The organism is Pyxidicoccus xibeiensis (genome assembly GCF_024198175.1).
In the GTDB taxonomy this organism is placed as follows: domain Bacteria; phylum Myxococcota; class Myxococcia; order Myxococcales; family Myxococcaceae; genus Myxococcus; species Myxococcus xibeiensis.
On the sequence record NZ_JAJVKV010000022.1, the window covers coordinates 88,748 to 113,458 of the forward strand.

Here is a 24,711-nt window from a genome sequence, read left to right on the forward strand (position 1 = left end):
CGGACCTCACGCCGCCCCGCCGGCCGCCAGGTCCTGCAGCTCCTGCCACCGCGCGTACAGCCGGTCCACCTCGGCGGCGGTGGTCTCCAGCTCCTTCTGCACCTCCGCCACCTTGGAGCCGTTGCTGTACACCGCCGGGTCGGCGAGCTGCGCCTCCAGCCCGGCCTTCTTCGTCTCGGCCGCTTCAATCGCGGCCTCCATGCCGTCCAGCTCGCGCTGCTCCTTGTAGGTGAGCTTGCCCGGCTTGCGCGCCGCCTTCGCGGACGAGGCGGCCGGGGCCGCCGGCTCGTCCTTCTTCGGCGCGGGCTTCGCGCTGGCCGCCGAGGCCGCGGCCGCCGCCTGCGCCTCCGCCTGCTCCTTGAGGCGCCGGTACATCGCGTAGTTGCCCTCGTACCGGGTGACGCGGCCGCCGCCCTCGAAGGTCAGGATGCTGGTGGCCACCTTGTCCAGGAAGTACCGGTCGTGGGTGACGAGCAGCGTGCTGCCCCCGAAGTCCAGCAGCAGCCGCTCCAGGATGTTGAGGGTGACGATGTCCAGATCGTTGGTGGGCTCGTCCAGCACCAGCACGTTGGCGCCCTCCAGGAACAGCCGCGCCAGCAGCAGCCGGTTGCGCTCCCCGCCGGACAGCGCCTTCACCTTCATCTTCTGCATCGGCACCGGGAAGAGCAGGTCCTCCAGGTAGTCGCGCAGCGCCACCTTCTCGGTGCCCAGGATGACCCAGTCCTCGCCCTGCGACGCGGACTCGTACACCGTGGACTCCAGATCCAGCTGCGCGCGGGCCTGGTCGTAGTAGGCGACCTTGGTGTTCTTCCCGATGACGAGCTTGCCCCCGTCCGGCGCCAGCTCGCCCAGCAGCACGCGCAGGAAGGTCGTCTTGCCCACGCCGTTGGGCCCCACCAGCCCCACGCGCTCGCCGCGCTGGAGCCGGAAGTCCACGCCCTGGAGCACCGGCTTGTCCCCGAAGGACTTCCGGAGCCCCTCCGCCTCGATGACGGTGTGCCCCAGCCGGGGCGCCGACGCCACGCGCAGGTCCGCCACCTTGGGCCGCTGGAAGCCCTTCTCCGCCATCAGCTTCTGCGCCCGGTCGATGCGCGCCTTGCTCTTGGTGCGGCGCGCCTCCGGCCCCCGGCGCAGCCACGCCACCTCCTGGGCAATCCACCGCTCGCGCTTGTGCTGCGACAGCTCGGCGTTCTGCTGCGCCACCAGCTTCTGCTCCACGTACGCCTGGTAGTTGCCGGGGTAGGACGTCACGCCCTCGCCGGGCTGGATTTCGACGATGCGGTCCACCAGCCCGTCCAGGAAGTACCGGTCGTGCGTGACGAGCAGCAGAGCCCCGGGCAGCTTGTCCAGCTCCTCCTCCAGCCAGTCCACCGTGTCCGCGTCCAGGTGGTTGGTGGGCTCGTCCAGCAGGAGCAGGTCCGGCCGCGTCAGCAGCGCCCGGGCAATGGCCACGCGCTTGCGCAGGCCGCCGGACAGCACCGCCACCGGCTTGTCCCACTCCTTCACGCCCAGCCTGTCCAGCAGCATCTTCGCGTGGTGCTCGGTGTCCCAGCCGCCCATCTGCTCGATGCGGTCGCTGAGCGCGGAGAACTGCTCCAGCAGCTTCTCCTGCCCCTCGGCCGGCGAGGACTCCAGCCGCTTCGCCAGCTCGGCGTGGGCCGCGAGCGCCTCCTTCAGCGGGCCCTGCGACACGGACAGCTCGGACTCTACCGTGGCGCCCTCGGGGAACTCCGGCTCCTGGGGCAGGTAGGTGACGCGGGCGCCGCGCCGCAGCTGCAATTCGCCCGTGTCCGCCTTCGCCGCGCCGGCGAGGATCTTCATCAGCGACGACTTGCCCGAGCCGTTGACGCCCACCAGGCCCACGCGCTCGCCCTCTTCGATGGTGAAGGTAAGGCCCTGGAAGACGGTCCGGCTGCCGAAGCTGAGCTGGACATTGGCGGCACGCAGCAGCGTCACGGTTGCTGACTCCTGAAAAGGCGAAAGGCGCCCCTCACTGATGAGGAGCGCCTTCCTTACCGCCAGAGTGTCGGCGATGCGCGGACTACTTGCGCGCCGCCTGCTCCGCGGCCAGCCGCTCCTTGTACGCGGCCATCAGCGCCTCGGCCTCGTTGCGGGGCACGGGCGTGTAGCGCGCGAACTCCATGGTGAACTCGCCCTTGCCCTGGGTGGCCGAGCGCAGGTCCGTGGAGTAGCCGAACATGGTGTTCAGCGGCACCTCGGCCACGGCCGTCACGTAGCCCTCGGCCGTCTCCGTGTTGAGGATGGTGCCGCGGCGCTGGTTCAGCTGGCCGACCACCGAGCCCTGGAAGTCCTCGGGCGCCTGGACCTCCACCTTCATCATCGGCTCCAGGATGATGGGCTTCGCGGCGGCGTAGCCCTCGCGGAAGCCCATGATGGCGGCCGTCTTGAACGCCATTTCGGACGAGTCCACCGCGTGGAAGGCGCCGTCGTTGATGACCACGCGCACACCCACCACGGGGAAGCCGATGAGGCTGCCCTTCTTCACCGCCTCGATGAAGCCCTTGTCGCACGCCGGGATGAACTCGCGGGGGATGGAGCCACCGACGATGTCATCCACGAACTCGTACTGCTGCACCGCGTCCGACGGCAGCGGCTCGAGGTAGCCGCACACGCGCGCGAACTGACCGGAACCGCCGGTCTGCTTCTTGTGCGTGTAGGCGAACTCGCCCTTCTGGCTGATGGTCTCGCGGTAGGCCACCTGCGGCTTGCCCGCCTGGACCTCGCAGTTGTACTCGCGCTTCATGCGCTCGATGTAGATCTCCAGGTGCAGCTCACCCATGCCGCGGATGATGGTCTGCCCGGACTCCTCGTCGCGGTGCACGCGGAAGGTGGGGTCCTCCTTGGTGAACCGGTTGAGCGCCTTGGAGAAGTTGGCCAGCGCCGAGCGGTCCTTCGGGGACACGGCGAGCGAAATCACGGCGTCCGGCACGTGCATGGACGTCATCGTGTAGTTCACGGTGCCGTCGGTGAACGTGTCGCCGGAGGCGCACTCGATGCCGAACAGCGCGACGATGTCGCCGGCCGTCGCATCGTTGATGTCGTTCATCTGGCTGGAGTGCATGCGCACGATGCGCGGCACCTTGACCTTCTTCTGGTTCACCTGGTTGACGATGAAGTCACCCTTCGCCACCCGGCCCTGGTAGATGCGCATGTACGTCAGCTGCCCGTAGCGCCCATCCTCCAGCTTGAACGCCAGACCCACGAACGGCTTCTCCGGGTCCGACTCGAGGATGACCTTCGCCTCGTTGTTCTTCTGGTCCAGCGCCTCGTTGGTCGCCTCCTTGGGGTTCGGGAGGTAGCTGCACACCGCGTTCAGGAGCAGCTGCACGCCCTTGTTCTTGTAGGCGGAGCCACACATCACCGGCGTCATCTTCAGGGCGATGGTGGCCCGGCGGACGGCGGCGGCAATCTGCTCGTTGGTGATGGCGGAGTCGGCCAGGAACAGCTCACCCAGCTGGTCGTCCACCTCGGCCACGCCCTCGATCATCTGCTGGCGGCGCGCCTTGGCGTCCTCGAGCATGTCCGCGGGAATCTCCTCCTCGCGCACATTCTCACCGTTCTCGCCATCGAAGTAGAACGCCTTCATGGCGATGAGGTCGATGAGGCCCTTGAAGCGGTCCTCCGCGCCGATGGGCAGCTGGAGCTTCACCGGGTGGTGGTTCAGCTTCTCCTTCAGCTGCGCGGCCACGCGGTCATAGTTCGCGCCGGCGCGGTCCATCTTGTTGACGAACGCGATGCGCGGAACGCGGTAGCGCTTCATCTGCCGGTCCACGGTGATGGACTGCGACTGCACGCCAGACACCGAGCACAGCACCAGGATGGCGCCGTCCAGCACGCGCAGGGAGCGCTCCACCTCGATGGTGAAGTCCACGTGTCCCGGCGTGTCGATGAGGTTGATGTTGTGCTCGCCCCACATCGCGAACGTCGCGGCGGACTGGATCGTGATGCCCTTCTCACGCTCCAGGTCCATCGAGTCCATGACGGCGCCCACGCCGTCCTTGCCGCGGACCTCGTGGATCTCGTGGATCCGGCCCGTGTAGAACAGGATGCGCTCGGAGAGCGTCGTCTTGCCCGAGTCGATGTGGGCGGAAATACCGATGTTGCGAATCTTCTCGATGGGTACGTTGGCGGCCACGATCCGGTCCTTCTTCTCTTGAAAGTGCCTGACGGAACAGAGCAGGCGGGGCCCTTACTTCCCACGGGACTTGGTTTCCAGCCAAATCCGCATGACGGTGGGACTACCTGTCCCACCTTCGCCCACCGAGCTGCTGCTCCGTCTTTATATAAAGAGGCTTTGCGAGGGTTCTTAACCATGGGTGCATCCGAAAACTTCTCCGTCGCCCGAGCCTGGCTGCACGCTTTCAACTCCCACGACGTGGACGCCCTGGTGGCGCTCTATGCGGAGGACTGCACGCACACCTCCCCGAAAATCCGGGTGTTGCACCCGGAGACGGGAGGGCGCCTGGTCGGCCGGCAGGCGCTGGCGAAGTGGTGGCGGGACGCGCTCGTGCGGCTGCCGGGCCTGCGCTACGAGGAGACGGCGCTGACGGCGGACGGGGAGCGGGTCTTCATGGAGTACCTCCGGCATGCCCCGGGGGAGCCCCCCATGCCGGTGGCGGAGGTGCTGGAGGTGCGGGACGGGCGGATTGTCGCCTCGCGCGTGTACCACGGCTGAGAAGGCCGCACGGGCGGCGGGGGATGGGCTAGGGTGCCCGCGTCCCCGGCCCACCCGGGCCGGGTTTCCCCCAGCCTGGAAGACGCCTGGGACGACGCAAGGAGGACGGACGTGGCGAAGAACCCGAGCGGAGAGCCTGGCGCGTTCGACAGGGACTTCGGTTACCTGCTGCCCTTCCTGGACAAGGTGGCCGCCGCCGCCTCGGAGCTGCCGGACGCCGCGTCCCGCGAGGAGCTCACCCGGCTGATGGCGGAGGAGAAGGTCCGCTGGCGGCGCATCCAGGATCTGCTCGGAGGCGCTTCCGGGCGGGGGGCCGCGCCCACGGCCACCACGGACTCGGGCCGCACCGGGGCGCCGGCCCTGGCGCGGGCCTCCGCGGACAGCATCCACCGGGTGGCCCCCACGTCGGCGGGCCTCACGGTGGGCAGCCTCAAGAGCACGCGCTGAGCCCTCAGCCGGTGGTCTGCTTCAGCGTGTCGAGCGCGTCGAAGGTGGCCGTCTTGTAGGCCTCCGACAGCGTGGGGTAGTTGAAGCACGTCTCCACGAAGAGGCGCGCGGTGGAGCCGGTGAGCATCGCCATCAGGCCGATGTGCACCAGCTCCGAGGCCTGCTCGCCCAGCACGTGCACGCCCAGCAGCTTGAGGCTCTCCCGGTGGAAGAGGAGCTTCAGCAGGCCGTGCGTCTCGCCGATGATCTGCCCGCGCGGGTTGGTGGCGAAGGGCGCGCGGCCGGCCACGTAGGGCACGCCCTTGTCCCGCAGGCACTCCTCCGTCTCCCCGGCCATGGACACCTCGGGGATGGTGTAGATGCCGTACGGTAGCACCGGCGCCATGGTGCGCGGGCCGGACAGGCCGAAGGCGTGCTCCACGGCGATGCGCGCCTGGTCCATGGACGTGGAGGCCAGGGCGGGGAAGCCGATGACGTCCCCCACCGCGTACAGGTGGGGCACGGCTGTCTGGAAGTCCGGGCCCACCTCCACCTGGCCCCGCTTGCCGAACTTCACGCCCAGCGCCTCCAGCCCCAGGCCGGACGTGTTGGAGTTGCGGCCGGAGGCCACCAGCACCTGGTCCGTCTCCACCTCCTCGCCGGACTCGAGCGTCAGGCGGATGCAGGCCTCCGGGGCCTTGGGGATGTCCACCTTCGCCACCGGGTGGCCGAAGCGCAGCCGGATGCCGAGCGCCTCCATGCGCTGGCCGAGCAGCGCGGAGATTTCGTCGTCGAGGAAGGGCAGCACCTCCGGCTTCACGTCCAGCAGCGTCACGGGGATGCCCAGCGCGGCGAACATGCACGCGTACTCGCAGCCGATGACTCCCGCGCCCACCACCACCAGCGAGCGGGGCAGCCGGCCCAGCTCCAGGATTTCGTCCGAGTCGTGAATGCGCGGGTCGCCGAAGGGGTACAGCGCGGGCCGGTAGGGGGTGGAGCCGGTGGCCAGGAGGATGAAGCTGCCGGTGAGCTGGCGCTCCGTCCCGTCCCGCCGCCGCACGAGGACGGTGTGCTCGTCCTTCAGGGTGCCGGTGCCCAGCACGACTTCCACGCCGTTGCGCTCCAGGTTGCGGAGGATGCGCTCGCGCTCCATGCCCTTCACGCGGCGCTCGCGGTAGAGGAAGTCGGAGACGGTGGCCTCGTGGCGCAGCGTCGTCTCCACGCTGTAGAGGCCGCGGGCCTTGAAGCCGGAGAGGTGGAGCGCCGTCTCGCGCAGCGTCTTGGAGGGCAGGGTGCCGGTGTTGGCCGCGGTGCCTCCCAGCACGGGCTCGCGCTCCACCACCACCACGCGCTTGCCCGCCAGTGCCGCCTGCACCGCGCCCCACTCTCCGGCAGGGCCGGAGCCAATCACCACCAGGTCGAAGTCCGCCATGGCCGCCAAGCTATGCGAGCCCCGGCGGGCTTTGAAGTCATTGGAAGAGGTGCTCCTCGAAGAAGCGCACGGTCTGTCGCATGGCCTCGCGCGAGCGCTCCACGTCGTCCGTCAGCTCGAAGCCATGGTGGGCCTCGGGCAGCTCCATCAGGGTGAGGGGGGCGCCCCGGCCCTTGGCGTCCTGGACGAAGGCATCCAGGGCGGCGTTGAGCTCCGGCGAGTCCCGTCCGGCGCGGACCACCAGCAGCGGCGGCAGCTTCTTCGCATCCACCGTGCCCAGGGCCTCGCGGGGCCCGGTTCCCTTGGGCAGCGCCGGGGCATCGAGCAGCGGGTACCAGGCGGCCACGCAGCGCAGGCCCGCGGGCGGCTGCTTCTTCAGGGCGGGGGACAGGCCCCACAGGCCTCCGCCGGAGAGCACCCAGAGGCACGTCCTGTCGGCGTTCATGGCGTGCTTCGGGGCCTCGCGGCGCAGGAAGGCGAGCGCCGCGTCCATGCGCTGCTGCACGGAGGCCACGTCGGCGAACCACTGCTCGCGGGCGGGGCCGGTGGCGGGGGCGCCCAGCTCGGGCACGGCCACGATGTAGCCCTGGGCGGCCACCCACCGCGCCTGCCCGGCGAAGGCGGGGAGGTCCCGGACGACGGCGGCCAGGGCGGGGTGCATGGCGCCGTGGACGAGCACCACGACGGGGACGGCGGTGTGCGACGCCACCTCGGGGATGTAGAGGTCCAGCTTGTAGTCGCGCGTGCCGACGCGGGTGTACGTCAGGCCGCGGCGCACCTGGAGCTCCTCCATGCCGGGGATGTTGATGGCGGGGCGGACCTTGGCCCAGTCGGGGATGGGCTTGCCCTGGAGCTCGGGGGCGGTGGGGTTGGCGATGACGGGCAGGCCGGGGAAGGGCACCTCGGCGAAGCCCAGGTGGGTGCGCAGCCACTGGGCGCGGTCCCGGCGGGCGGCGTCGCTCAGCTCGTGGCCGCCCTCGTAGAACTTGGAGAGCTTGGGCTCGGAGGCGGCGTCGATGAAGACGCGGGCATTCGAGTACGTCACCCACTCGTCGGAGCGGGCGTACTGGAAGAAGAGGGGAGGATGCGCGGCGGCGCGCACGCCCACCACCCCGTCGAGGACGGCCATGTGCAGCATGAACGCGTCGAAGCGCTTCTGGGTGAAGCCCTCGCGGCGGAACTTCTCGGTGAGCCCCTCCTCCTTGAGGATGCTGGCGGAGTAGTCGCCGATGCCGGCCATGAAGACGGCGGCGCGCAGCCGGGGCTCGGCGCCGACGAATGCGCCGCCCACGGTGCCGCCGAGGCTGTGGCCCACGTAGCCCACGCGCTGGCCGTCCACCTCCGGGCGCGCGGTGAGCAGGTCCACCCCGCGCCGCAGGTCCACGACGGCCTGCACGAAGGCGTCATGCACGCGGGGGCCGTTGACGGGCCGCGTCCACGGGGCGGGGCGCACGTGGGGCGCGTCCACCAGGAGCGACACCACGCCAGCGCGGGAGAGGGCGAGCGCCTCGTCGAGGAACTCATTCCGGGTGCCCTGCCCCCAGTGCAGGAAGACGACGGCGGCGAAGGGGCCGGGGCCGGGCGGCGTGACGAGGTAGGCGGGCACGAGGCCGCCCTTCGGGCTGGCATAGGTCAGCTCCGTCACGGTGGCCTCGCCGCGCTTCTGGGTGCGCACCGTCTTCACGTCCAGGGGGGCCTTGGCGTCATAGGCCGTGACCTTGCGCAGCTCGGCGAGCTGCGCTTCCACCTGGGCCGCGGAGGGCTCCGCGGCGAGGGCGGGGAGGGCAAAGGCCAGCGCGAGCAGCAGGACGGACAGCGGAGGGCGAAGCCGTGTCATGGGAGGCGCCTCGGTCGGAAGGGTGGGCCAGCAACGGCCCTGCCGCGGGTTTCTTCCTGGGATCGCCGCGGATGTGCAAGTCCGAAGGGGACTACGCCAGTAGCACCGCCAGGAGGGCGGTGTGGGCCCTCGCCGCGGAAGCCCGAGGGGCGACCCCGGGCTCGCGCCTCAGTCCTCCGTCGGAGCGCGGCCCTCGTAGCGCAGCCCCTCGCGGACCTCCTCGTCGCTGAGGAGCCGGAAGCTGCCCTCGGGGATGTCCAGCTTGATGTCGCCCACGGCCTCGCGGTGGAGGGCGCGCACGGGCAGGCCCACGGCGCCGAGCATCCGCTTCACCTGGTGGTTGCGGCCCTCGGTGATGGTGACCTCCACGGTGTGCTCGTCGCGGACGACGACCTTCGCGGGCCGGGCGAGGCCGTCGTCGAGCGTCATCCCCTTGCGCAGGGGCTCCACCTTCTCGTCGTCCGCGGTGCTGAACACCGTGGCCACGTAGGTCTTGGGCAGGCGTGTGTCGGGGGAGGTGGCGTGGGCCACCAGCTTGTCGTCATTGGTGAAGAGCAGCAGCCCGGTGGAGTCCACGTCCAGGCGGCCCACGGCGTGCCACGAGTAGCCGGCCAGCTCGGGCGGGAGCTGGGGCAGGAGCACCTCGAACACGGTGCCGGTGCGGTGCTGGCGGGCGGTGGAGGACAGGACGCCCGCGGGCTTGTGGAAGGCGAGCACGCGCGTGGCCGGGGCGCCCAGCGTCACGGGGTGGCCATCCACCTTCACGACGGCGCCCGGAGGCACGGGCGCGAGCGCCATCAACGCGACACGGCCGTTGATGGTGACGCGGCCGGCGCGGATGGCGTCCTCGGCTTCCTTCTGCGGGAAGACGCCGGCCCGGGCGAGCGCGCGAGACAGCCAGTCCGGCTTCTCCTTGCCCTCCCAGCGCTTGTGCTGCGAGGGCTTCGGCTTGTCGGGCTTGCGGGACATGACGGTGGTTTCTCGGGGGCTCAGGTGTCTCGCGTGCTGGCCATGAGCGCGCGTGCGTGGAGTTCTTTCAGCTTCGAATTCCTGTCGCGAGTCTCTACCAGTTCACCGAGTTGATGGGCATCGAGTGTGACGATGAGCGCATCGTCCTCCCGGGAGGCCGCCAGCCGGGTCTGGAAGCCCGGGGTGAAGCCGCCGATGCCGATGAAGAACCCAAGCCGGCAGCGGCCGAAGCGACGCTTGATGTCGAGGCGGAAGGAATCCAGCTCGGTTGGGCCTACTGGCTTCGACCAGTTCTTGCACTCACCCAGGAAGTACTGGGACTGGGCCTGCTGCCAGAACGGGTCGGTGGACTCGTTGGGGATGAGGATGTCGATCTGCTCGTCGAGGCTCTGCCTGTTCGTCTCGGTGCGCTCGAAGCCGGCAATGGACTTGAATAGCAGGGCGACCAGGTCCTCCAGCTGTTGACCCTTCCGATGAGGGTCCTTCTCGGTCCTCACGCTGAGCCAGAGTTCACGGAGCGCTTCCTCGCGCTTGCCGTTGGCCAGGGCCGCCATCCGCCGCTCTCGCGCGGCTTCGAGGGCGTTGCGCACCTTGATCTTGAGGATGGCCTCCAGATAGGCGTTCTTCTCCAGGTAGTCGTAGGCCCCGCTGGCGAAGGCGCGCTCGACGGACTCAGCGTCTGCTACGCCGGTGACGAGGATGACCTTCGCGGCAGGCGCCCGCGTCTGGATGTCGCGCATGAGATCCAGCCCGGTGTCGGGCCCGAATCGCCCTTGGAGCTTCCTGTCGAGCAGGACCAGGTCCCACCCAGGCTCGTCGAGCTTCGCGAGCGCGGACTTGCCGTCTTCCACGGTCACCACGGAGTAGCCCTCGGTGGCGAGGATGGTCCGGTAGGTGTCGAGGAAGTCCGGCGAGTCGTCGACGATGAGGATTCTTCCGGACGGTTTCATGGGCGCTCCACGCCAGTGACCGGGATGCGAATGGTGAAGCGTGCACCACCGAGGGGGGATGCGTCACAGGCAACGAGCCCCCGCATCTCCTTTTCGAACACCTCCTTCACGAGTGCAAGACCGAGCCCACTTCCTCCCGAGCGCAGTGAGACCCCCTCGTCGAAGATGGCCTGCCGCATGTTCTCGGGTACTCCAGGTCCGTTGTCCTCGACGGTGACGCGCACGGCACGAGCCGAGTCGACGACTTCGGCCTGGATGCGGACGATGGGGGCGGCGGATGGAATGAACTGGGTTGCGTTTCGCAGGACGTTGGCGAGTGCCAGCACCGCACGGGCCCGGTGGCCAGAAACCGGAGGAAGGGCTTCTGGCAGGACTGGATCGAGGCATCCACCTGCGTCCTGCTCGACGCTGGCGAGCGCGTCGTGGATCGCCGTCAACAGGTCGAAGGGCTCAGGAGGGGTGGCGGCGAGCTTCGAGAGCTCGACCAGCTGCTCGACGAATCGAAACATCGCGTCGATACCGCGGTCGATGCGCTCTCGCCGCCGGCCCAGGACTTCGGTGGGGGATTCCAACAGCAACTCGCGGTACAGGGCGCTGAGTGAGGTCTTGACGGGCACCAGGGTGTTGCGGATTTCGTGGGCCACCATCCGCGCCTGCCGAGCCGTTGCTTCCGCTGTGGCGTTGGCTCGTGCCGTCGACACATCGCTGCTTCCAGCGCGGGTCATCGATTCGGCCACGGAGAGTGTGAGGTCTGAGAGGAGAGTCCCTGCCAGGATGGACATGGGGGACTCGGCCTCCTCCTCGATCTCAGCAAGGAGTGATTGGCCCGAGGCAAAGGTGTGGATGTGGGTGGAGCCGGTGCTTTCGTCTTCGGAGATGGTCAGGAGCCCGAACGCCTGGAGCCTGAACAGGGTTCTCCAGTCGTGTTGAAAGTCCCCCTCTTGTTGCTCGAAGTAGCCGATCTCCCATGTCGGGTTCTGAAGCAGCGCATGCGCAGTGTCTCGGCTGACGCGCCAGGGGTCTGTCGGACCAATCGACTGTGTTGCTTCAACATGGAGGAGCCAACGAATCGCGTCTCTCCCCGTGAGCTCCAGGAAGACATGCCCGACAGGCGTGAGGAGGACGGCGGAGTTGACGATGCGCGTGGCCCGGATGGCGGTTGCGTAGCCATCGACCCGGGTTGCTTCCCACGGGCGAAGTTGGACGAAGACCTCCTTGCGGACTCTTTTCGCCAGGCGGTCGAGCTCCGCGGTCTGAATCCGGCTTGGCAGCTTGTCGGGAAGGCCGAGGATTCTGGCGATTGCAATGCTGATGAGTTCTTCGATTTCGTTGGGTGATGCATCTCTCGCGAAGTTGTTGCGGAGCTCTTGCTCGAGGCGCGAGGCGAAGCGGACCACCGCATCGTTGCTCTGCCATTCTTCGAGGGCGTCAGTCGCTTTCACGGCGTTCTCAGCAGGCGATACCTGCTCGAGTCGCTCCAACACCTGGATGAGTCGGGTGCGGACGGTTGCTGGGTCGACGGCTCGAACGGTTGTCGTGCCAGCCCGGGTAGGCGCGTCTCTGACGCCTCGGAGGTAGTCACCCAGTTCATCAAGAAAGGACATCGGTCACCGTCTGACATGAGACGCGAGCACATTGGCTTGGCGTCGACGACGGCATACCATCGCCAGCAACACCCCTCGGGGCAAGGACGAGCTGGTCCTCGCCCCGGTGGGTTGAAGCGGGACTCCTGTACCGCACGTTCCCGACAATGAGGCACCGCGCTACTTGCGCGCGGGCTGGGCCGGGTCCTCGCCCTCGGCGGAGCCGGGCGTCTTGCCGGGCTCGGCCTGGGGCATGCGGCGCTCCTCGTCGCGCCCCCCACCCTCGGCCGTCCTGGGCGTGCGGCCCGGGGCATTCTCCGTGGGGGCCTCGCGCTTGTTGTGGCCGGGCTTGTCGTCGCCGACTTCCATCGACTCATAGGGCATGTGGTCCACGCGTGCTCCTCCGAAGGTGGCTTGCATTCCGTCGCTGCCCGGGAAGGTAGGGATGTTCCCGGTGGGATGACGCCTTGGGCCTTGCGGTCGTCCGCCTGCTCGCTCACCCTCCAGGCCCCTCGCCGCCGGAGGTCCCATGTCGCGTCTCGTTGCCTGCCTCGTCCTGCTCGCGCTCCCCGCCCTGGCCACCGAGCCAGCCGCGGTGCCCCGCCGTCCCGTGCACACGTACTCCATCGTCGCCCGGGACTCGGCCACGGGGGAGCTGGGCGTGGCCGTGCAGTCCCACTGGTTCTCGGTGGGCTCCACCGTCCCCTGGGCCGAGGCCGGCGTGGGGGCCATCGCCACGCAGTCCTTCGTGGACCCGTCGTACGGCAAGCTGGGCCTGGAGCTGATGCGCGCGGGCCGCGCCGCCCCGGATGCGCTGAAGGGGCTGCTCGCCGCGGACAGCGCCCCCGGCGTGCGGCAGGTGGCCATGGTGGACGCCCAGGGCCGCGTGGCCGCGCACACGGGGGACAGCTGCATCGCCGCCGCCGGCCACCTCGTCGGCGAGGGCTTCTCCGTGCAGGCCAACATGATGGAGAAGGACACCGTGTGGCCCGCCATGGCGAAGGCCTTCCGCGAGTCCAAGGGCGACCTGGCCGAGCGGATGCTCGCGGCGCTCGAGGCCGCCGAGGCGCAGGGCGGCGACATCCGCGGCAAGCAGTCCGCCGCCCTCATCGTCGTGGCCGCGAAGCCGTCGGGCCGTCCGTGGGCGGACCGGAAGTTCGACCTGCGCGTGGACGACGCGGCCGAGCCGCTCAAGGAGCTGCGCCGGCTCGTCACGCTCCAGCGCGCCTACAACTTCATGAACGAGGGCGACCTCGCCATCGAGCGCAAGGACACGGACGGCGCCCTGAAGGCGTACGCGGCGGCGGAGAAGCTCGCGCCCGGCAACGCGGAGATGGTGTTCTGGCACGCCATCTCCCTGGTGGGCGTGGGGCGCGTGGACGAGGCGCTGCCGCTCCTCCAGCGCACGTACAAGGCGGACCCGCGCTGGCGCGAGCTCGTCACGCGGCTGCCGAAAGCGGGCCTGCTCCCGAACGACCCGAAGCTCCTCGGCCGGCTGACGGGCACGAAGCCCGCGAAGTAGCAGGGGGATTCCGGGCAGGCGGGCAGTCCATGCCCTCCGCCGCACCCATGGAGGCCCACGAGGCGGTGCGCTTGTGGGCCCCTGCCGGGATGAAGACGTTTTCAGGGAGAGGATGCCCATGCGAACGACCCTGGCCCCGTTGCTCACGTTGCTCACTCCCGTGCTGGCGCTTGGCCAGACCCCGGCGCCCCTGCCGGGGCCCATCGAGCAGGAGGTCTCCCGCAGCCCGGCCTTCTGGTACTGGGTGGTCCTGCTGGTGGTGGCGGCCATCGCCTTCGCGTGGATGTCGGTGAAGCTCTCCCGCCGGCGCCGTGAGCCGCCCTCCCGCCCTGGCACCTCCGGCCGTGGGCCCCGCACGCCCCGGACGCCCCGGCCCGTCTGAACCTCGGCGCTCCCGAGGCCCGCGCGCCAGCGAGGCGAGGCGTCGGAGGAGCTTCAGCCCGGCGGCAGCTTCTTGCGGACGGTATGGAGCGCGGCCAGCCACAGCCGCGCCTCCTTCCGCGTCAGCCGCGAGCGGCGCAGCGGCGCGAACAAGTCGCGCAAGGCCGTGCGTCCCGGCAGCTCGTCTACGAGGAAGCCTCCGGCGCCCAGCAGGGTGTCCAGCGTGGACTCCACCTGCGCCAGCTCCGCGTCCGTGGCGGCGGCGGGCAGGGGCCCGGGCGGCGGCGCGCTGGCCTCCAGCGTGGCCACGCGCACCTCGTAGGCGTACAGCAGCACCGCCTGGGCCAGGTTGATGGAGGGCTGCTCGGGCGCGGTGGGGACGGCGGACAGGTCATGGCAGCGCTCCACCTCCGCGTTGGTGAGGCCGCTGCGCTCGTCGCCGAAGACGAGCGCCACCGGGCCCTGGGGCGCGCGGGAGACCAGCTCCTCGCCCACGGCGCGCGGCGGCAGCCGGCGCTTGCCCTCCACCTTGCGCGAGCTGGTGCCCACCACCCAGACGCAGTCGGAGACGGCCTCCTCCAGCGTGGCCGCGCGCCGGGCGGCGTCCAGCACGTCCTCGGCATGGACGGCGAGCCGGCGCGCCGGGGCCAGGTCCTCCACCTCCGGCGTCACCCAGACCCAGTCGGACAGGCCGCAGTTCTTCAGCGCCCTCGCGGCGGCGCCAAGGTTCTCCGCGTTGCGCGGGCGCATGAGGACGAAACGGACGGGCAACACCATGTGGCGGGCACCTTAGCGCCTTCCACCCTCCGCCTCGCCTCCGGTTGACCGGAGGGCCCCACCCCCCTATAGCCTCGTCCCACCGATACCTTCCCAGGCGCCTCGGGGACCACGAAGCGGTGTGGTCTCCCGGACACCCTGTGGGCCCGGTGACGCGCGGGGGACGCGTCCGGGCCGTGGGCACCTGACCACATCCCGCCATTGCACGGCGCACGCCCACCCCGGCACGCCGCATGAAGTACAGCCGCCACCTCCCGGAGGAACCATGACTCCGCAGTCCGTCGTCCCGCACCAATCGCCCCGCGCCACCCGCGCGCGCTGGCCCCTGGCTGCGCTCCTCGCCGTCACCACCCTCGCGGCCTGCAAGCAGGACAAGACGCCCGCGTCCCCGTCCGCCCCGGCGGAGCAGGGCTCCGGCTCCACCTCCACGCCCACGGGCGCCCCGTCCGCGCCCGGCACCGCGGCGGGCGGCACGGCCACGGGCCCCGGCACGCAGCCGGCCGCCACGCCGCCCTCGCCCGAGTCCCTGACGCCCGTCATCCGCGAGCTCGCCCCGGAGGGCCTCCTCCCGGAGGCGGTCGTCATCGAGTTCCCCCGCGCGGTCATGCCGTCCGAGGGTGACGTCAAGCCGGGCACCACCGTGGACATCACCCCCCGGCCGCAGGGCAGCCTGTCCTGGACGACGCCGTCCACCCTGACCTTCAGGCCGTCGGCGCCCGGCTTCAGCCCCAACACGAAGTACACCGTCACCGTGGGCTCGGTGTGGACGCCCGCGGGCGAGGTGAAGCCGCCGTCCGACGGCTCCTGGTCCTACCGCTTCACCACCCCGGCCTTCCGCTTCGTCCGCCTCTCGCCCCGGCAGTTGGACCTGCCCAAGGGCCGCGTGGAGGTCGACGTCGTCTTCTCCGGCCCGGTGGAGCTCGCCGCCGTGCGCTCGCGCGGCGCCTTCCAGGTCGAGGGCCAGGCCATCACCGAGGTGAAGTGGAGCACCATCGCCACCGCGCGCAACGTCCTCACCGCGCAGCTGACGCACCCGCGCCTCAAGCCCACGGCCACCGTGCGCTTCGCCCTGACGGAGGGGCTGTCCGCCGCGGCCGAAGGGAAGGCCACCGCCCCCGCGGCGGAGGCCACCTTCGCGCTGCGCGACAGCAAGCGCCTGGATGTCACCGGCGTCTTCCTGAAGGAGGGCGCCACCGGCCACTACCTCGAGGTGAGCTGCCGCGACTCGGCGCCGGGCGCGCCGGCCGTCGCGCGTGAGTTCCAGGAGTACGACTCGTACTACTGGGACGACAGCAACAAGGGCTGCATGCTGGACGACGCGGTGGCGGCGGACGCCATCCACCTGACGCCGCCGGTGAAGTTCACCCTCACCCCGTCCCGCAGGGGCTTCCGCCTCTTCGGTGACTTCAAGCGCGGGCCGCACGCGCTGCGCATCGACGCGGGCACGGCCTCGGTGGGCGGCGGCACGCTGCTGGCCCCCTTCGCGCACGCCTTCTCGGTGCCCGCGCGCAAGCCGCAGGTCTCCTTCGCCTCCTCCGGCCGCTACCTGCCGCGCAGCGCCTGGCGCAACCTGCCGCTGCAGCACCTCAACCTGGACGAGGTGGAGCTCACCGTCCGCAACGTCCCGCCGGAGAACCTCGTCTTCTGGATGGGCGACGACAACACGGAGACGGTGGACGAGCGCACCTCCAACGTGGTGGCGAAGCGCAAGCTGGCGCTGAAGTCCGCGCCGGACACCCTGGCCACCACCTACGTGGACGTGGCCACCCTGGTGCCCGCCACGACCCGGGGCCTGGTGGAGCTGTCCGCGACGAGCGGCGAGTGGCGTGCCTCCACCCGCATCCTCCTCACCGACCTGAGCCTCGTGGCCAAGCGCGGGGGCCCGGCCCCCGGCGCCACCGACAGGGGCGAGGTGTGGGTGTGGGCGCTGGGCATGGAGAGCACCGAGCCGCTGTCCGGCGTGGAGGTGTCGCTGGTGAAGAAGAGCGGGCAGAGCGTGGCCCGCTGCACCACGGTGGGCGCGGAGGGCTGCGTCCTCAAGGTCCCCCCGCCAGGCGTGGACGACAGCGAGCCCTTCGCCCTCATCGCCCGTGACGGCGAGGAGCTGACGTACCTCAAGTACAGCGAGCTGAAGACGGAGATTGCCAACTCGGACGTGCAGGGCGAGCCGTACCGGGGCGAGAAGCCCTACCGCGCCTCCCTCTGGTCCGACCGCGGCGTGTACCGCCCGGGAGACACCGCGCACGTCGTCGCGGTGCTGCGCGCCCAGGATGACGTGGCCCCGCCCGTGGGCATGCCGGTGGAGCTCGTCGTGGTGGACCCGCGCGAGCGCGAGCTGCGCAAGGTGACGCTGAAGACGAACGAGGCGGGCCTGGTGTCGCTGGACGTGCCCTTCGAGGCCTTCCAGGACACGGGCCGCTACCGCGTGACGCTGAAGGTGGCCGACCGCGACGTGGCCTCGTACGGCCTCAGCGTGGAGGAGTTCGTCCCCGAGCGGATGAAGGTGACGGCGCGCGCGGAGAAGGAAGGCTACGTCCAGGGCGAGGAGGTGCCGGTGGGCGTGGAGGCCGCGTACCTCTTCGGCGGCTCGGCCGAGGGCAGCCCGGTGGAGCTGACGTGCCGGCTGGTGCCGTCCGAATTCAAACCGAAGGAGAACGCGCAGTACGCGTACGGCGTCTGGCGCCAGGGCGGCGCCGAGCCCCGGCCGACGACGCTGGGGCAGGTGAAGGGCACGCTGGATGCCAAGGGCCAGGCGCTCTTGCGCTGCCCGGCGCAGGCGAACACGGGCGGCTTCCGGGGCGCGGCGAGGCTGACGGCGCTGGCCAGCGTCTTCGAGTCCGGCAGCGGCCGCTCCACCGTGGGTGACGCCTCCACGCAGGTGCACCCGGAGCCGTACTACGTGGGCCTCCAGGCGAACACGCGCAAGGTGAAGGCGGGCAAGCCCTTCACGGTGCAGGGCGTGGTGGTGGACTGGGACGGCAAGCTCGTCACCGGAGGAGGGGCGGGTGGCAAGGCGCCGAAGTCCGTGGACGTGGAGTACGTGCGCCTGGAGGAGGAGTACGGCTACTTCTACGACGAGGTCGAGGGCTACGAGCGCTACCAGCGCCACCTGCGCCCCCTGCGCGAGGGCCGCGTCACGGTGCCGGTGAAGGACGGCCGCTTCTCGGTGGACGTGACGCCGGGCGAGGACGCCGCCGGCTACCTGGTGCGGGTGCGCTCCGGCGCCACGCAGACGGACCTCGAGCTGGAGGGCGAGGGCCGCTACTACTGGTGGGGCGAGGGCAACCGCGTGGACCAGACGCCGCGCCCGCTCAAGCCCGCGTCCCTCAACGTGGTGCTGCCGGCCTCCGCGCGCGTGGGCCAGCCCGTCGCCGTGACGCTGAAGGTGCCCTACAAGGGCCGGCTGCTGCTCACCGCGGAGACGGACCGCGTGCTCACCAGCGAGTGGAAGGCCGTGGAGCCCGGCGAGGTGACGTGGAGCTTCAAGCCCGCGGGCTTCGCGCCCAACGTCTACGTGAGCGCCTTCCTGGTGAAGGACCCGCACCTTGAGTCCAAGGAGGCCTTCATGCCGGACCGCGCCTTCGGCGTGGCCAGCGTGACGCTGGAGCCGGTGGACTACACGCAGGCGGTGACGATGAACGTGCCCAAGGAGGTCCGCTCCAACGACACGCTGACGGTGGAGCTGGACCTGGGCGCGGTGGAGGGGCCGACCTTCGCCACGGTGGCGGTGGTGGACGAGGGCATCCTCTCGCTCACGCGCTTCCAGAGCCCGGACCCGCTCAAGCAGCTCTTCACCAAGCGCGCGCTGGGCGTGGACACGTATGAGACCATCGGCTGGACGCTGCTGGTGCCGCCGGGTGGCAACTCGCGCTCCACGGGTGGTGACGGCGAGGGGGACTCCGCCGGCCGCGTGCAGCCCGTCAAGCCGGTGGCGCTGTGGAGCGGCGTGGTGGCGGTGCCGGCCAACGGCAAGCTGCGCGTGCCCTTCAAGCTGCCGCAGTACCGGGGCGCGGTGCGGGTGATGGCGGTGACGGCGGGCAAGCAGCGCATCGGCCGCGCCAGCGCGCAGGTGCTGGTGAGAGACCCGCTGGTGCTCCAGGCCACGCTGCCGCGCTTCCTCACGCAGAACGACGAAATCCAGGTGCCCGTCTTCGTCACCAACCTGTCCGGCAAGGCGCAGGACGTGAAGGTGACGCTGGCCACCGAGTCGCTGCCGGTGCCGGGGCTGGCGCAGCCCGCAACGGTGGGCTCGCCCGTGCAGTTGCTGGGCAAGAGCGAGGGCCGCGTCCGGCTGGAGGACGGCAAGTCCACCACCTTCGTCTTCCAGGCCCGGGCCGTCCAGGCGGTGGGCGCGGCGCGGATGACGGTGACGGTGGAGGGCGGCGGGCACACCTCGCGCGAGACGCTGGACGTGCCGCTGACTCCCGCCGGCCCGCGCGAGCGCCGCGTGCAGCGCGTGGAGCTGGCGCAGGGGACGACGGACCTCTCCAAGCTCCTCCAGGGCTGGGTGCCCACCACGGAGCGCACCACGCTGTGGGTGACGACGAACCCGTATGCGCAGTCGCTCCAGCACCTCTCGTACCTGGTGCGTTACCCGTACGGGTGCGTGGAGCAGACGACGTCCTCCACGCGGCCGCTGCTCTTCGTCTCGGAGCTGCTGGACACCGTGGACCCCACGCTGACGCAGGGCAAGCCGGTGGGGGACCTGGTGCTGGCGGGCATCAACCGCGTCCTCTCCATGCAGACGTCGGCGGGCGGCTTCGCCTACTGGCCGGGCCACACCGAGCCGGTGGACTGGGGCACCGCCTACGCGACGCACATGCTGCTGGACGCGCAGAAGCTGAAGTACCCCGTGCCGCAGGACCGGCTGGATGACGCCCTCGCGTGGATGGGCAACATGCTCAACAACTACGAGGGCCGCACGGGCCGGCACGGCGGGTACAGCGAGAGCTCGGAGGCGTACATGCACTACGTGCTGGCGCTGGGCGGCAAGGGGCGCAAGGCGCGGGTGCAGAAGATGGTGGAGGCGCTGGCGGAGAAGGCGAAGAAGACGCCGCTGGTGGGCGAGGAGCGCGAGCAGGACTACATGCTCAAGGCCGCGCTGTGGCTGGCGGGAGACCGCCGCTACGAGAAGGAGCTGAAGAGCCCGGACCTGTCGCCCGTCACCGACGAGCGGAAGAACAACTGGTCCTTCTACTCGGACAAGCGGCGCCGGGGCTTCATGCTCAGCACCTTCCAGGATTTGTTCGGCAACGACGCGGCGGGTGAGCCGCTGGCGCAGCTGGTGGCCGAGTCGCTCCAGACGCACTCGAGCAGCGGGTACACCACGCAGGAGCTGGTGTGGGGCATCAGCGGCCTGGGCAAGCGGCTGCAGGGCACGGCCTCGACCTTCTCCGCGCCGGTGCTGACGGCGGAGGGCAAGACGGTGGCGCCGGTGCAGGACAAGGCCGCGCGCACGTCGGACCGCACCTGGGCGCTGGCCCGGGCCAGCGAGCGGCAGGGCCTCAATCTGGAGGTGAAGTCCAAGGACGCGGGCAAGCTGTACCTCATCGTCAGCAGCGAGGGCGTGCGCACGGACGGCCAGGTGAAGTCGGGAGGCCAGGGCCTCACGCTGACGCGCCGGTGGCGGAAGCTGGACGGCACGGAGCTGGCGCTCGGGGCGGACCCGGTGGCGCTGGCGGACCTCGTCTACGTGGAGCTGGAGGTGCGCAACACCACGGCCGGGCGCGTGCAGAACATCGCGCTGGTGGACCGGCTGCCGGCGGGCTGGGAAATCGAGAATGCGCGGCTGGGCCGGGGTGGCGCCGTGTCCTGGGTGGACGCGGACGCGCTGTGGTCGGCGGACTACGTCAACATCCGCGATGACAGGATGGAGGTCTTCGGCAGCCTGAACTCAGGCGAGTCGAAGAAGGTCGTCTACGCGGTGCGCGCGGTGACGGCGGGCACCTTCCAGCTGCCGTCGGCGGAGGCGGAGGCCATGTACGACCCGCGCCTCTGGGCCCGCGAGAAGCCCGGCACGGTGCGGGTGTCCGGCCCGTGGAAGGACAACCTGCTCTAGGCCAGCGTGTCCCAGAGCGCGTCGAACGCGCGGCTGAAGGGCTGCACCAGCCGCGCGTCGTCGGACACCAGGATGTTCTCGTGGTTGTGCTCCGCGGCGGAGCGCGTCCAGTTGTAGCTCCCCGTCACCAGCCGCAGCCTGTCGAACACCGCGAACTTGTGATGCATATGGGCCTCGCTCCTGTCCAGCCGCACCGGCACGCCGGCATCGCGCAGCCGATGCATGTCGGAGCCGGCGTCCAGCGCCTTGTCGTCGTCGCCCACCACGCGCAGCCGCACGCCGTTGCGGTGGGCCTCCAGCAGCGCGCGGGTGATGCGGTCATCCGTCACCGTGTAGACGCACACGTCGATGGAGCCGCGCGCGTCCTGCACCTGCTTGATGATGGCGTTGAGGGGGCCGTCGCCGGGCGTGAAGTGCGCCTCCATCCGGGACATCTCCGCGGTGCGGGGGGCGTGCAGGGCCTCCACCGTCTCCTCCAGCCAGGTGATGACCTCGCGCGAGCGCGGCTCCTTCACGGAGGCCCGGGCCAGGGCGAAGGCGCGGGAGCGGAAGAGGGTGAGCAGGGCCTCGCCTGCCCGCCGCTCCATGAGCACGGCCTGGAGCGCCTGCCGCTCGGTGGGCGTCAGCCTGCGGTCATCCAGGATGGAGGTCAGGATGGCATCGACGTCGACGGCATTCATGGCGGAGCGTCTCCAGGCGTGAGCGAGGGCATCATCCCATGAGTCGTCTCGGTTGGCTGACCGGGGGCACGTGCCCATGGGAAGGGGGCTGCCCGTGCCTCCCATGACTCGTCTCCGCCGGTGGGCTCGGAGGCTCGTGCCCGCGCTCGCCCTGCTGCTCGTCCTCTGCGTCGCGGGGGCGGTGGCGGCGTGGTGGGTGCCGCTACCGGAACGGCTGTCCGCGCCGGCCTCGGTCGTCGTGGAGTACCGGGACGGCACGCCGGCCCACGTCTTCCTGGCGCCGGACGAGCGCTGGCGCATCGCCACCGCGCCGGAGCGGGTGGACCCGGCCTACCTGCGCGCGCTGCTGGCGCTGGAGGACAAGCGCTTCTTCCACCACCCGGGCGTGGACCCGCTGGCGGTGGCGCGGGCCGCGGTGCGCAACGTGCTCCGGGGCCGGCGGGTGTCGGGCGCGTCCACGCTCACCATGCAGCTGGTGCGCATGCTGGAGCCCCGGCCGCGCACCTTCGGCTCGAAGCTCATCGAGTCCCTCCGCGCGATGCAGCTGGAACTGCGAATGACGAAGCAGGAGGTGCTCGCGGCCTACCTCCAGTTCGTCCCGTACGGGCGCAACGTGGAGGGCGTGGAGGCGGCGGCGCTGGCGTACTTCGGCCACACCGCGTCGCACCTGAGCCCGGCGGAAATCGCCACGCTGCTGGCGGTGCCGCAGAACCCCAACCGCCGCTTCCCCACGCCGCAGAACGCGGCACGCCTGAAGGCGGCGCGGGACGAGGTGGCGCGGCGGCTCCTGGAGGACGAAGCGCTCCCCCGGGGCCCGGCGGACGCCACGGCGACGTCCGAGGCGGTGCTGGCCGAGGTGCGCGCCACGCCGGTGCCCACGGGGCTGACGCCCTTTCCCCGCGAGGCCCCACACGTAGCGGTGTGGCTGCGGGCGCGGCGGCCGGAGCTGGCGCGGCTGCGCACCACGCTGGACGCGGGCACGCAGCGGATGGTGGAGCGGCTGATGCGGGACGCGGCGGGCGGGCTGGCGCCGCGCGGCATCCACAACGGGACGGCGGTGGTGGTGGAGCGCGAGCGCTCGGAGGTGCTCGCGCTGGTGGGCAACTTCGACTTCTTCGACGCCGCGCATGGCGGGCAGATTGTGGGCTTCGACACGCCGCGCTCTCCGGGCTCGGCGCTCAAGCCGCTGCTGTACGCCATGGGCATCGACCTGGGCATGGTGGGGCCGGACCAGCTGGTGGCGGACGTGCCCACGGCCTATGGCGGCTATGCGCCGCGCAACTTCGACGGCCGCTTCCAGGGGCTGGTGCGGCTGGAGTACGCGCTGTCGCAGTCGCTCAACATGCCCTTCGTGCGGCTGCTGGAGCGCGTGGGCGTGGAGCGCTTCCTGGCCGCGCTGCGGACGGCGGGCGTGGCCAGCCTGGTGCCGGAGCCGGGGCACTACGGCCTGTCGGCGGCGGTGGGCGGCATCGAGCTGACGCCGCTGGAGCTGGCGGGGGTGTACGTCGCGCTGGCGGGGGACGGGCGCGTGGCGCCGCTGAAGCTGCTGGAGGACGGGCAGCGCGTGGGCGGGCCGGCGGAGGTGGTGTCCCCGGGGGCGGCGTGGATGACGCGGCGGGCGCTGTCGCTGCGGGACAGGCCGGACTTTCCGGAGCGGCGGCGGCTGACGGGGATGCCGGCGCGGGTGCACTGGAAGACGGGGACGAGCTTCGGGCACCGGGACGCGTGGGCGGCGGGCTCGGGGCCCCGGCACACGGCGGTGGTGTGGCTGGGCAACTTCGACCACTCGCCCAGCGTGCACCTGGTGGGCGCGGACGCGGCGGGGCCGCTGCTGTTCGACATCCTGGAGGGCGTGGGGCCGCGAGGCCGCGCGCAGCCGGACGAGGAGGGGGCGCCGGGAGACCTGATGCGCGTAGAGGTGTGCGCGTACTCGGGGCACCTGCCGACGGACGCGTGCGTGCAGCGCAAGCAGGTGTACGCCTTGAGGGCGGCGGTGCCCACGCGGCGCTGTCCGTACCACCAGCGGGTGGAGGTGGACGTGGCCACGGGGCTGGCGGTGGGGCCCACGTGCAGCCAGGGGCGGACGACGGAGTCGCGGGTGTACCTCACGTGGCCCGCCACCATCCGCCGCTGGCTGGAGGAGCAGCACCGCCGGCTGCCGGAGCCTCCCGCGGCCGCGCCCGGCTGCGAGCCTGGAGGCGAGCGCGCCGCGCCGAGCATCGTCTCTCCGGCGGACGGGCAGGTGGCCATGCTGATTCCGGGCGTGCCGGCGGAGCAGCAGGAGGTGCCGCTGGAGGCGGAGGCCTCGCATGACAGGGCGCTGACATGGTTCGTGGACGGAGCGCTGCTGGGCACGGCGCGCGCGGACGAGCGCGTGTGGTGGACGCCCCGGGTGGGGAGGCACGAAATCCTCGTCACGGATGACCGGGGGCTCACCGCGAAGCGCACGCTGGTGGTCCGCGAGCGGCGGTGAGGGCGTCCAGCGCGATGAAGACCTGGAACGTCCGGCTCGCGGTCCTCCTCGGCGTCACCCTGGTGGCGGTGCTGGCGGCGCTCGCGGTGGCGGGGCCGATGCGGTTCATCCGGATGCCCGAAGGTGTCTGGCTCTGGGTCCGTACGCCTGGAGCCATCCAGGTTGCTGGCGGGCGGTACCGCTACTTCATCTGGGGGACGGACACCGTCGTGCGGGTGGAGCTCGATACCGATGGAGACGGCCGGTACGACGTCCGGGGTGACGACTGGCAGCGCGTCACGCCCACGTGGTGCTGGCGCCGGGGCAGCTCCGGGTGGGAGCCCGCGGCCCCCGAGCACTGTGTGGCGGCCAGGGAGCAGCTCACTCCGGGCCCGAGGTAGGAAGCCCCCGTCGTTCCGTGCGGGACGGCCCGCTCACGAGGCCGCGACTAGAGGAAGCGGGCGCGAAGCTCCGGCGTGGGCATGCGGCACGCGTCGGCCTTGCCGAACCAGCGGTAGCGGTTGCGCGCGATGAGCTTGTACACGGCATCGCGGATGGGCGTGGGGATGACGACGAAGGCGTAGAAGAGCTTCCACGCGCCGGGCAGCTTCCGGGCCACCCGCAGGGCGGCCGTCGAGCGCTCGTACACGCGCCCGCCCTCCACGAGGATGAAGCTGTTGGGCTCGGCCTCGGGCACGCGTCCCAGCGGGGCGAGGAGCGTGGCGGCCTGGGCGGACTGGAGCGCGGCGAAGCGGAAGCGCGCGGTCGGGTCCCGGTCGATGATGAAGTTCACCGCGCCATTGCAGAGGTTGCAGACGCCGTCGAAGAGCACCACCGCGCCCGTCTGCCCCGCTGCCTTGTCCGTCCCGTCCATCGCGAGCCTCCCCCAGCGGGAGATAACCTGGCGCCGCCTCTGTTGCACGGCCATGCCCCCGCTTCATGTCATAC

Annotated in this window: 18 protein-coding genes; 7 read left to right on the forward strand and 11 right to left on the reverse strand. The window is 71.0% G+C overall.

Annotation, left to right across the window (positions count from 1 at the left end; translation table 11 throughout):
- Positions 1–6: 6 nt before the first annotated feature.
- Both LXT23_RS46050 and fusA read right to left on the reverse strand, forming a co-directional pair.
- Positions 7–1,956, reverse strand: coding sequence for an ABC-F family ATP-binding cassette domain-containing protein (locus LXT23_RS46050; RefSeq protein ID WP_253986891.1), 1,950 nt, complete (start codon positions 1,954–1,956; stop codon positions 7–9).
- Positions 1,957–2,041: 85 nt separating this feature from the next.
- Positions 2,042–4,156: an elongation factor G gene (fusA, locus tag LXT23_RS46055; protein WP_253986892.1), complete on the reverse strand. Its 2,115-nt coding sequence runs from the start codon at positions 4,154–4,156 to the stop codon at positions 2,042–2,044.
- A 177-nt stretch (positions 4,157–4,333) separates the two neighbouring features.
- Here fusA and LXT23_RS46060 point away from each other — a divergent pair, with 177 nt between their 5' ends.
- Positions 4,334–4,696 carry a nuclear transport factor 2 family protein gene (locus LXT23_RS46060; protein WP_253986893.1) on the forward strand — a complete coding sequence of 121 codons (363 nt, stop codon included), beginning with the start codon at positions 4,334–4,336 and terminating at the stop codon, positions 4,694–4,696.
- A 111-nt stretch (positions 4,697–4,807) separates the two neighbouring features.
- Entirely contained in the window at positions 4,808–5,143 is a 336-nt protein-coding gene (locus LXT23_RS46065) for a hypothetical protein (RefSeq protein ID WP_253986894.1), read from the forward strand.
- Between the two features lie 4 nt (positions 5,144–5,147).
- On the opposite strand, the gene sthA is transcribed toward LXT23_RS46065, so the two are convergent.
- From sthA to LXT23_RS46095, 6 genes are all read right to left on the reverse strand, one after another.
- Positions 5,148–6,554 carry a Si-specific NAD(P)(+) transhydrogenase gene (gene sthA / locus LXT23_RS46070; RefSeq protein ID WP_253986895.1) on the reverse strand — a complete coding sequence of 469 codons (1,407 nt, stop codon included), beginning with the start codon at positions 6,552–6,554 and terminating at the stop codon, positions 5,148–5,150.
- Between the two features lie 37 nt (positions 6,555–6,591).
- Complete coding sequence (locus LXT23_RS46075; RefSeq protein WP_253986896.1) at positions 6,592–8,391, reverse strand: prolyl oligopeptidase family serine peptidase; 1,800 nt, start codon at positions 8,389–8,391, stop codon at positions 6,592–6,594.
- A gap of 168 nt (positions 8,392–8,559) precedes the next feature.
- A complete protein-coding gene (locus LXT23_RS46080; protein ID WP_253986897.1) occupies positions 8,560–9,360 on the reverse strand; it encodes a pseudouridine synthase in 801 nt (266 codons plus the stop codon).
- 20 nt (positions 9,361–9,380) lie between these two features.
- Entirely contained in the window at positions 9,381–10,310 is a 930-nt protein-coding gene (locus LXT23_RS46085) for a response regulator (protein WP_253986898.1), read from the reverse strand.
- Complete coding sequence (locus LXT23_RS50560; RefSeq protein ID WP_253986899.1) at positions 10,307–11,752, reverse strand: sensor histidine kinase; 1,446 nt, start codon at positions 11,750–11,752, stop codon at positions 10,307–10,309. The genes LXT23_RS46085 and LXT23_RS50560 overlap by 4 nt, the downstream gene beginning before the upstream one ends.
- A gap of 321 nt (positions 11,753–12,073) precedes the next feature.
- Positions 12,074–12,277, reverse strand: coding sequence for a hypothetical protein (locus LXT23_RS46095; protein ID WP_253986927.1), 204 nt, complete (start codon positions 12,275–12,277; stop codon positions 12,074–12,076).
- Positions 12,278–12,422: 145 nt separating this feature from the next.
- Here LXT23_RS46095 and LXT23_RS46100 point away from each other — a divergent pair, with 145 nt between their 5' ends.
- Both LXT23_RS46100 and LXT23_RS46105 read left to right on the forward strand, forming a co-directional pair.
- Positions 12,423–13,415, forward strand: a complete 993-nt coding sequence (locus LXT23_RS46100) for a DUF1028 domain-containing protein (protein ID WP_253986900.1) — start codon at positions 12,423–12,425, stop codon at positions 13,413–13,415.
- A gap of 118 nt (positions 13,416–13,533) precedes the next feature.
- On the forward strand, positions 13,534–13,797 hold the full coding sequence (locus LXT23_RS46105) for a hypothetical protein (protein ID WP_253986901.1): 264 nt from the start codon (positions 13,534–13,536) through the stop codon (positions 13,795–13,797).
- 53 nt (positions 13,798–13,850) lie between these two features.
- Here LXT23_RS46105 and LXT23_RS46110 read toward each other — a convergent pair whose 3' ends face one another.
- Positions 13,851–14,573 carry an RNA methyltransferase gene (locus LXT23_RS46110; RefSeq protein WP_253986902.1) on the reverse strand — a complete coding sequence of 241 codons (723 nt, stop codon included), beginning with the start codon at positions 14,571–14,573 and terminating at the stop codon, positions 13,851–13,853.
- A gap of 265 nt (positions 14,574–14,838) precedes the next feature.
- Between LXT23_RS46110 and LXT23_RS46115 the strand changes: the two genes are divergently transcribed.
- Positions 14,839–20,631: an Ig-like domain-containing alpha-2-macroglobulin family protein gene (locus LXT23_RS46115; protein WP_253986903.1), complete on the forward strand. Its 5,793-nt coding sequence runs from the start codon at positions 14,839–14,841 to the stop codon at positions 20,629–20,631.
- Here LXT23_RS46115 and LXT23_RS46120 read toward each other — a convergent pair.
- Positions 20,628–21,311: a phospholipase D-like domain-containing protein gene (locus LXT23_RS46120; protein WP_253986904.1), complete on the reverse strand. Its 684-nt coding sequence runs from the start codon at positions 21,309–21,311 to the stop codon at positions 20,628–20,630. The two genes, LXT23_RS46115 and LXT23_RS46120, sit on opposite strands and share 4 nt — an antisense overlap.
- A gap of 103 nt (positions 21,312–21,414) precedes the next feature.
- On the opposite strand from LXT23_RS46120, the gene pbpC reads away from it, so the two are divergent.
- Together pbpC and LXT23_RS46130 are read left to right on the forward strand one after the other, a co-directional pair.
- Positions 21,415–23,784, forward strand: a complete 2,370-nt coding sequence (gene pbpC / locus LXT23_RS46125) for a penicillin-binding protein 1C (RefSeq protein WP_253986905.1) — start codon at positions 21,415–21,417, stop codon at positions 23,782–23,784.
- A gap of 14 nt (positions 23,785–23,798) precedes the next feature.
- Positions 23,799–24,164: a hypothetical protein gene (locus LXT23_RS46130; protein WP_253986906.1), complete on the forward strand. Its 366-nt coding sequence runs from the start codon at positions 23,799–23,801 to the stop codon at positions 24,162–24,164.
- A 47-nt stretch (positions 24,165–24,211) separates the two neighbouring features.
- Here the strand turns inward: LXT23_RS46130 and LXT23_RS46135 are convergent, their stop codons facing one another.
- The gene (locus LXT23_RS46135) at positions 24,212–24,637 is read right to left on the reverse strand and encodes a thiol-disulfide oxidoreductase DCC family protein (protein WP_253986907.1); all 426 of its coding nucleotides are present in this window, start codon (positions 24,635–24,637) and stop codon (positions 24,212–24,214) included.
- Positions 24,638–24,711 lie beyond the last annotated feature (74 nt).

What these genes read in the sequence shown, in the direction of transcription:
- LXT23_RS46060 (WP_253986893.1), top strand. Translation starts at nt 4,334, where the DNA reads ATGGGTGCATCCGAAAACTTCTCCGTCGCCCGAGCCTGGCTGCACGCT.
- sthA (WP_253986895.1), bottom strand. Translation starts at nt 6,554, where the DNA reads ATGGCGGACTTCGACCTGGTGGTGATTGGCTCCGGCCCTGCCGGAGAG.
- LXT23_RS46075 (WP_253986896.1), bottom strand. Translation starts at nt 8,391, where the DNA reads ATGACACGGCTTCGCCCTCCGCTGTCCGTCCTGCTGCTCGCGCTGGCC.
- LXT23_RS46080 (WP_253986897.1), bottom strand. Translation starts at nt 9,360, where the DNA reads ATGTCCCGCAAGCCCGACAAGCCGAAGCCCTCGCAGCACAAGCGCTGG.
- LXT23_RS46085 (WP_253986898.1), bottom strand. Translation starts at nt 10,310, where the DNA reads ATGAAACCGTCCGGAAGAATCCTCATCGTCGACGACTCGCCGGACTTC.
- LXT23_RS46095 (WP_253986927.1), bottom strand. Translation starts at nt 12,277, where the DNA reads ATGCCCTATGAGTCGATGGAAGTCGGCGACGACAAGCCCGGCCACAAC.
- LXT23_RS46100 (WP_253986900.1), top strand. Translation starts at nt 12,423, where the DNA reads ATGTCGCGTCTCGTTGCCTGCCTCGTCCTGCTCGCGCTCCCCGCCCTG.
- LXT23_RS46105 (WP_253986901.1), top strand. Translation starts at nt 13,534, where the DNA reads ATGCGAACGACCCTGGCCCCGTTGCTCACGTTGCTCACTCCCGTGCTG.
- LXT23_RS46110 (WP_253986902.1), bottom strand. Translation starts at nt 14,573, where the DNA reads ATGGTGTTGCCCGTCCGTTTCGTCCTCATGCGCCCGCGCAACGCGGAG.
- LXT23_RS46115 (WP_253986903.1), top strand. Translation starts at nt 14,839, where the DNA reads ATGACTCCGCAGTCCGTCGTCCCGCACCAATCGCCCCGCGCCACCCGC.
- LXT23_RS46120 (WP_253986904.1), bottom strand. Translation starts at nt 21,311, where the DNA reads ATGAATGCCGTCGACGTCGATGCCATCCTGACCTCCATCCTGGATGAC.
- pbpC (WP_253986905.1), top strand. Translation starts at nt 21,415, where the DNA reads ATGACTCGTCTCCGCCGGTGGGCTCGGAGGCTCGTGCCCGCGCTCGCC.
- LXT23_RS46130 (WP_253986906.1), top strand. Translation starts at nt 23,799, where the DNA reads ATGAAGACCTGGAACGTCCGGCTCGCGGTCCTCCTCGGCGTCACCCTG.
- LXT23_RS46135 (WP_253986907.1), bottom strand. Translation starts at nt 24,637, where the DNA reads ATGGACGGGACGGACAAGGCAGCGGGGCAGACGGGCGCGGTGGTGCTC.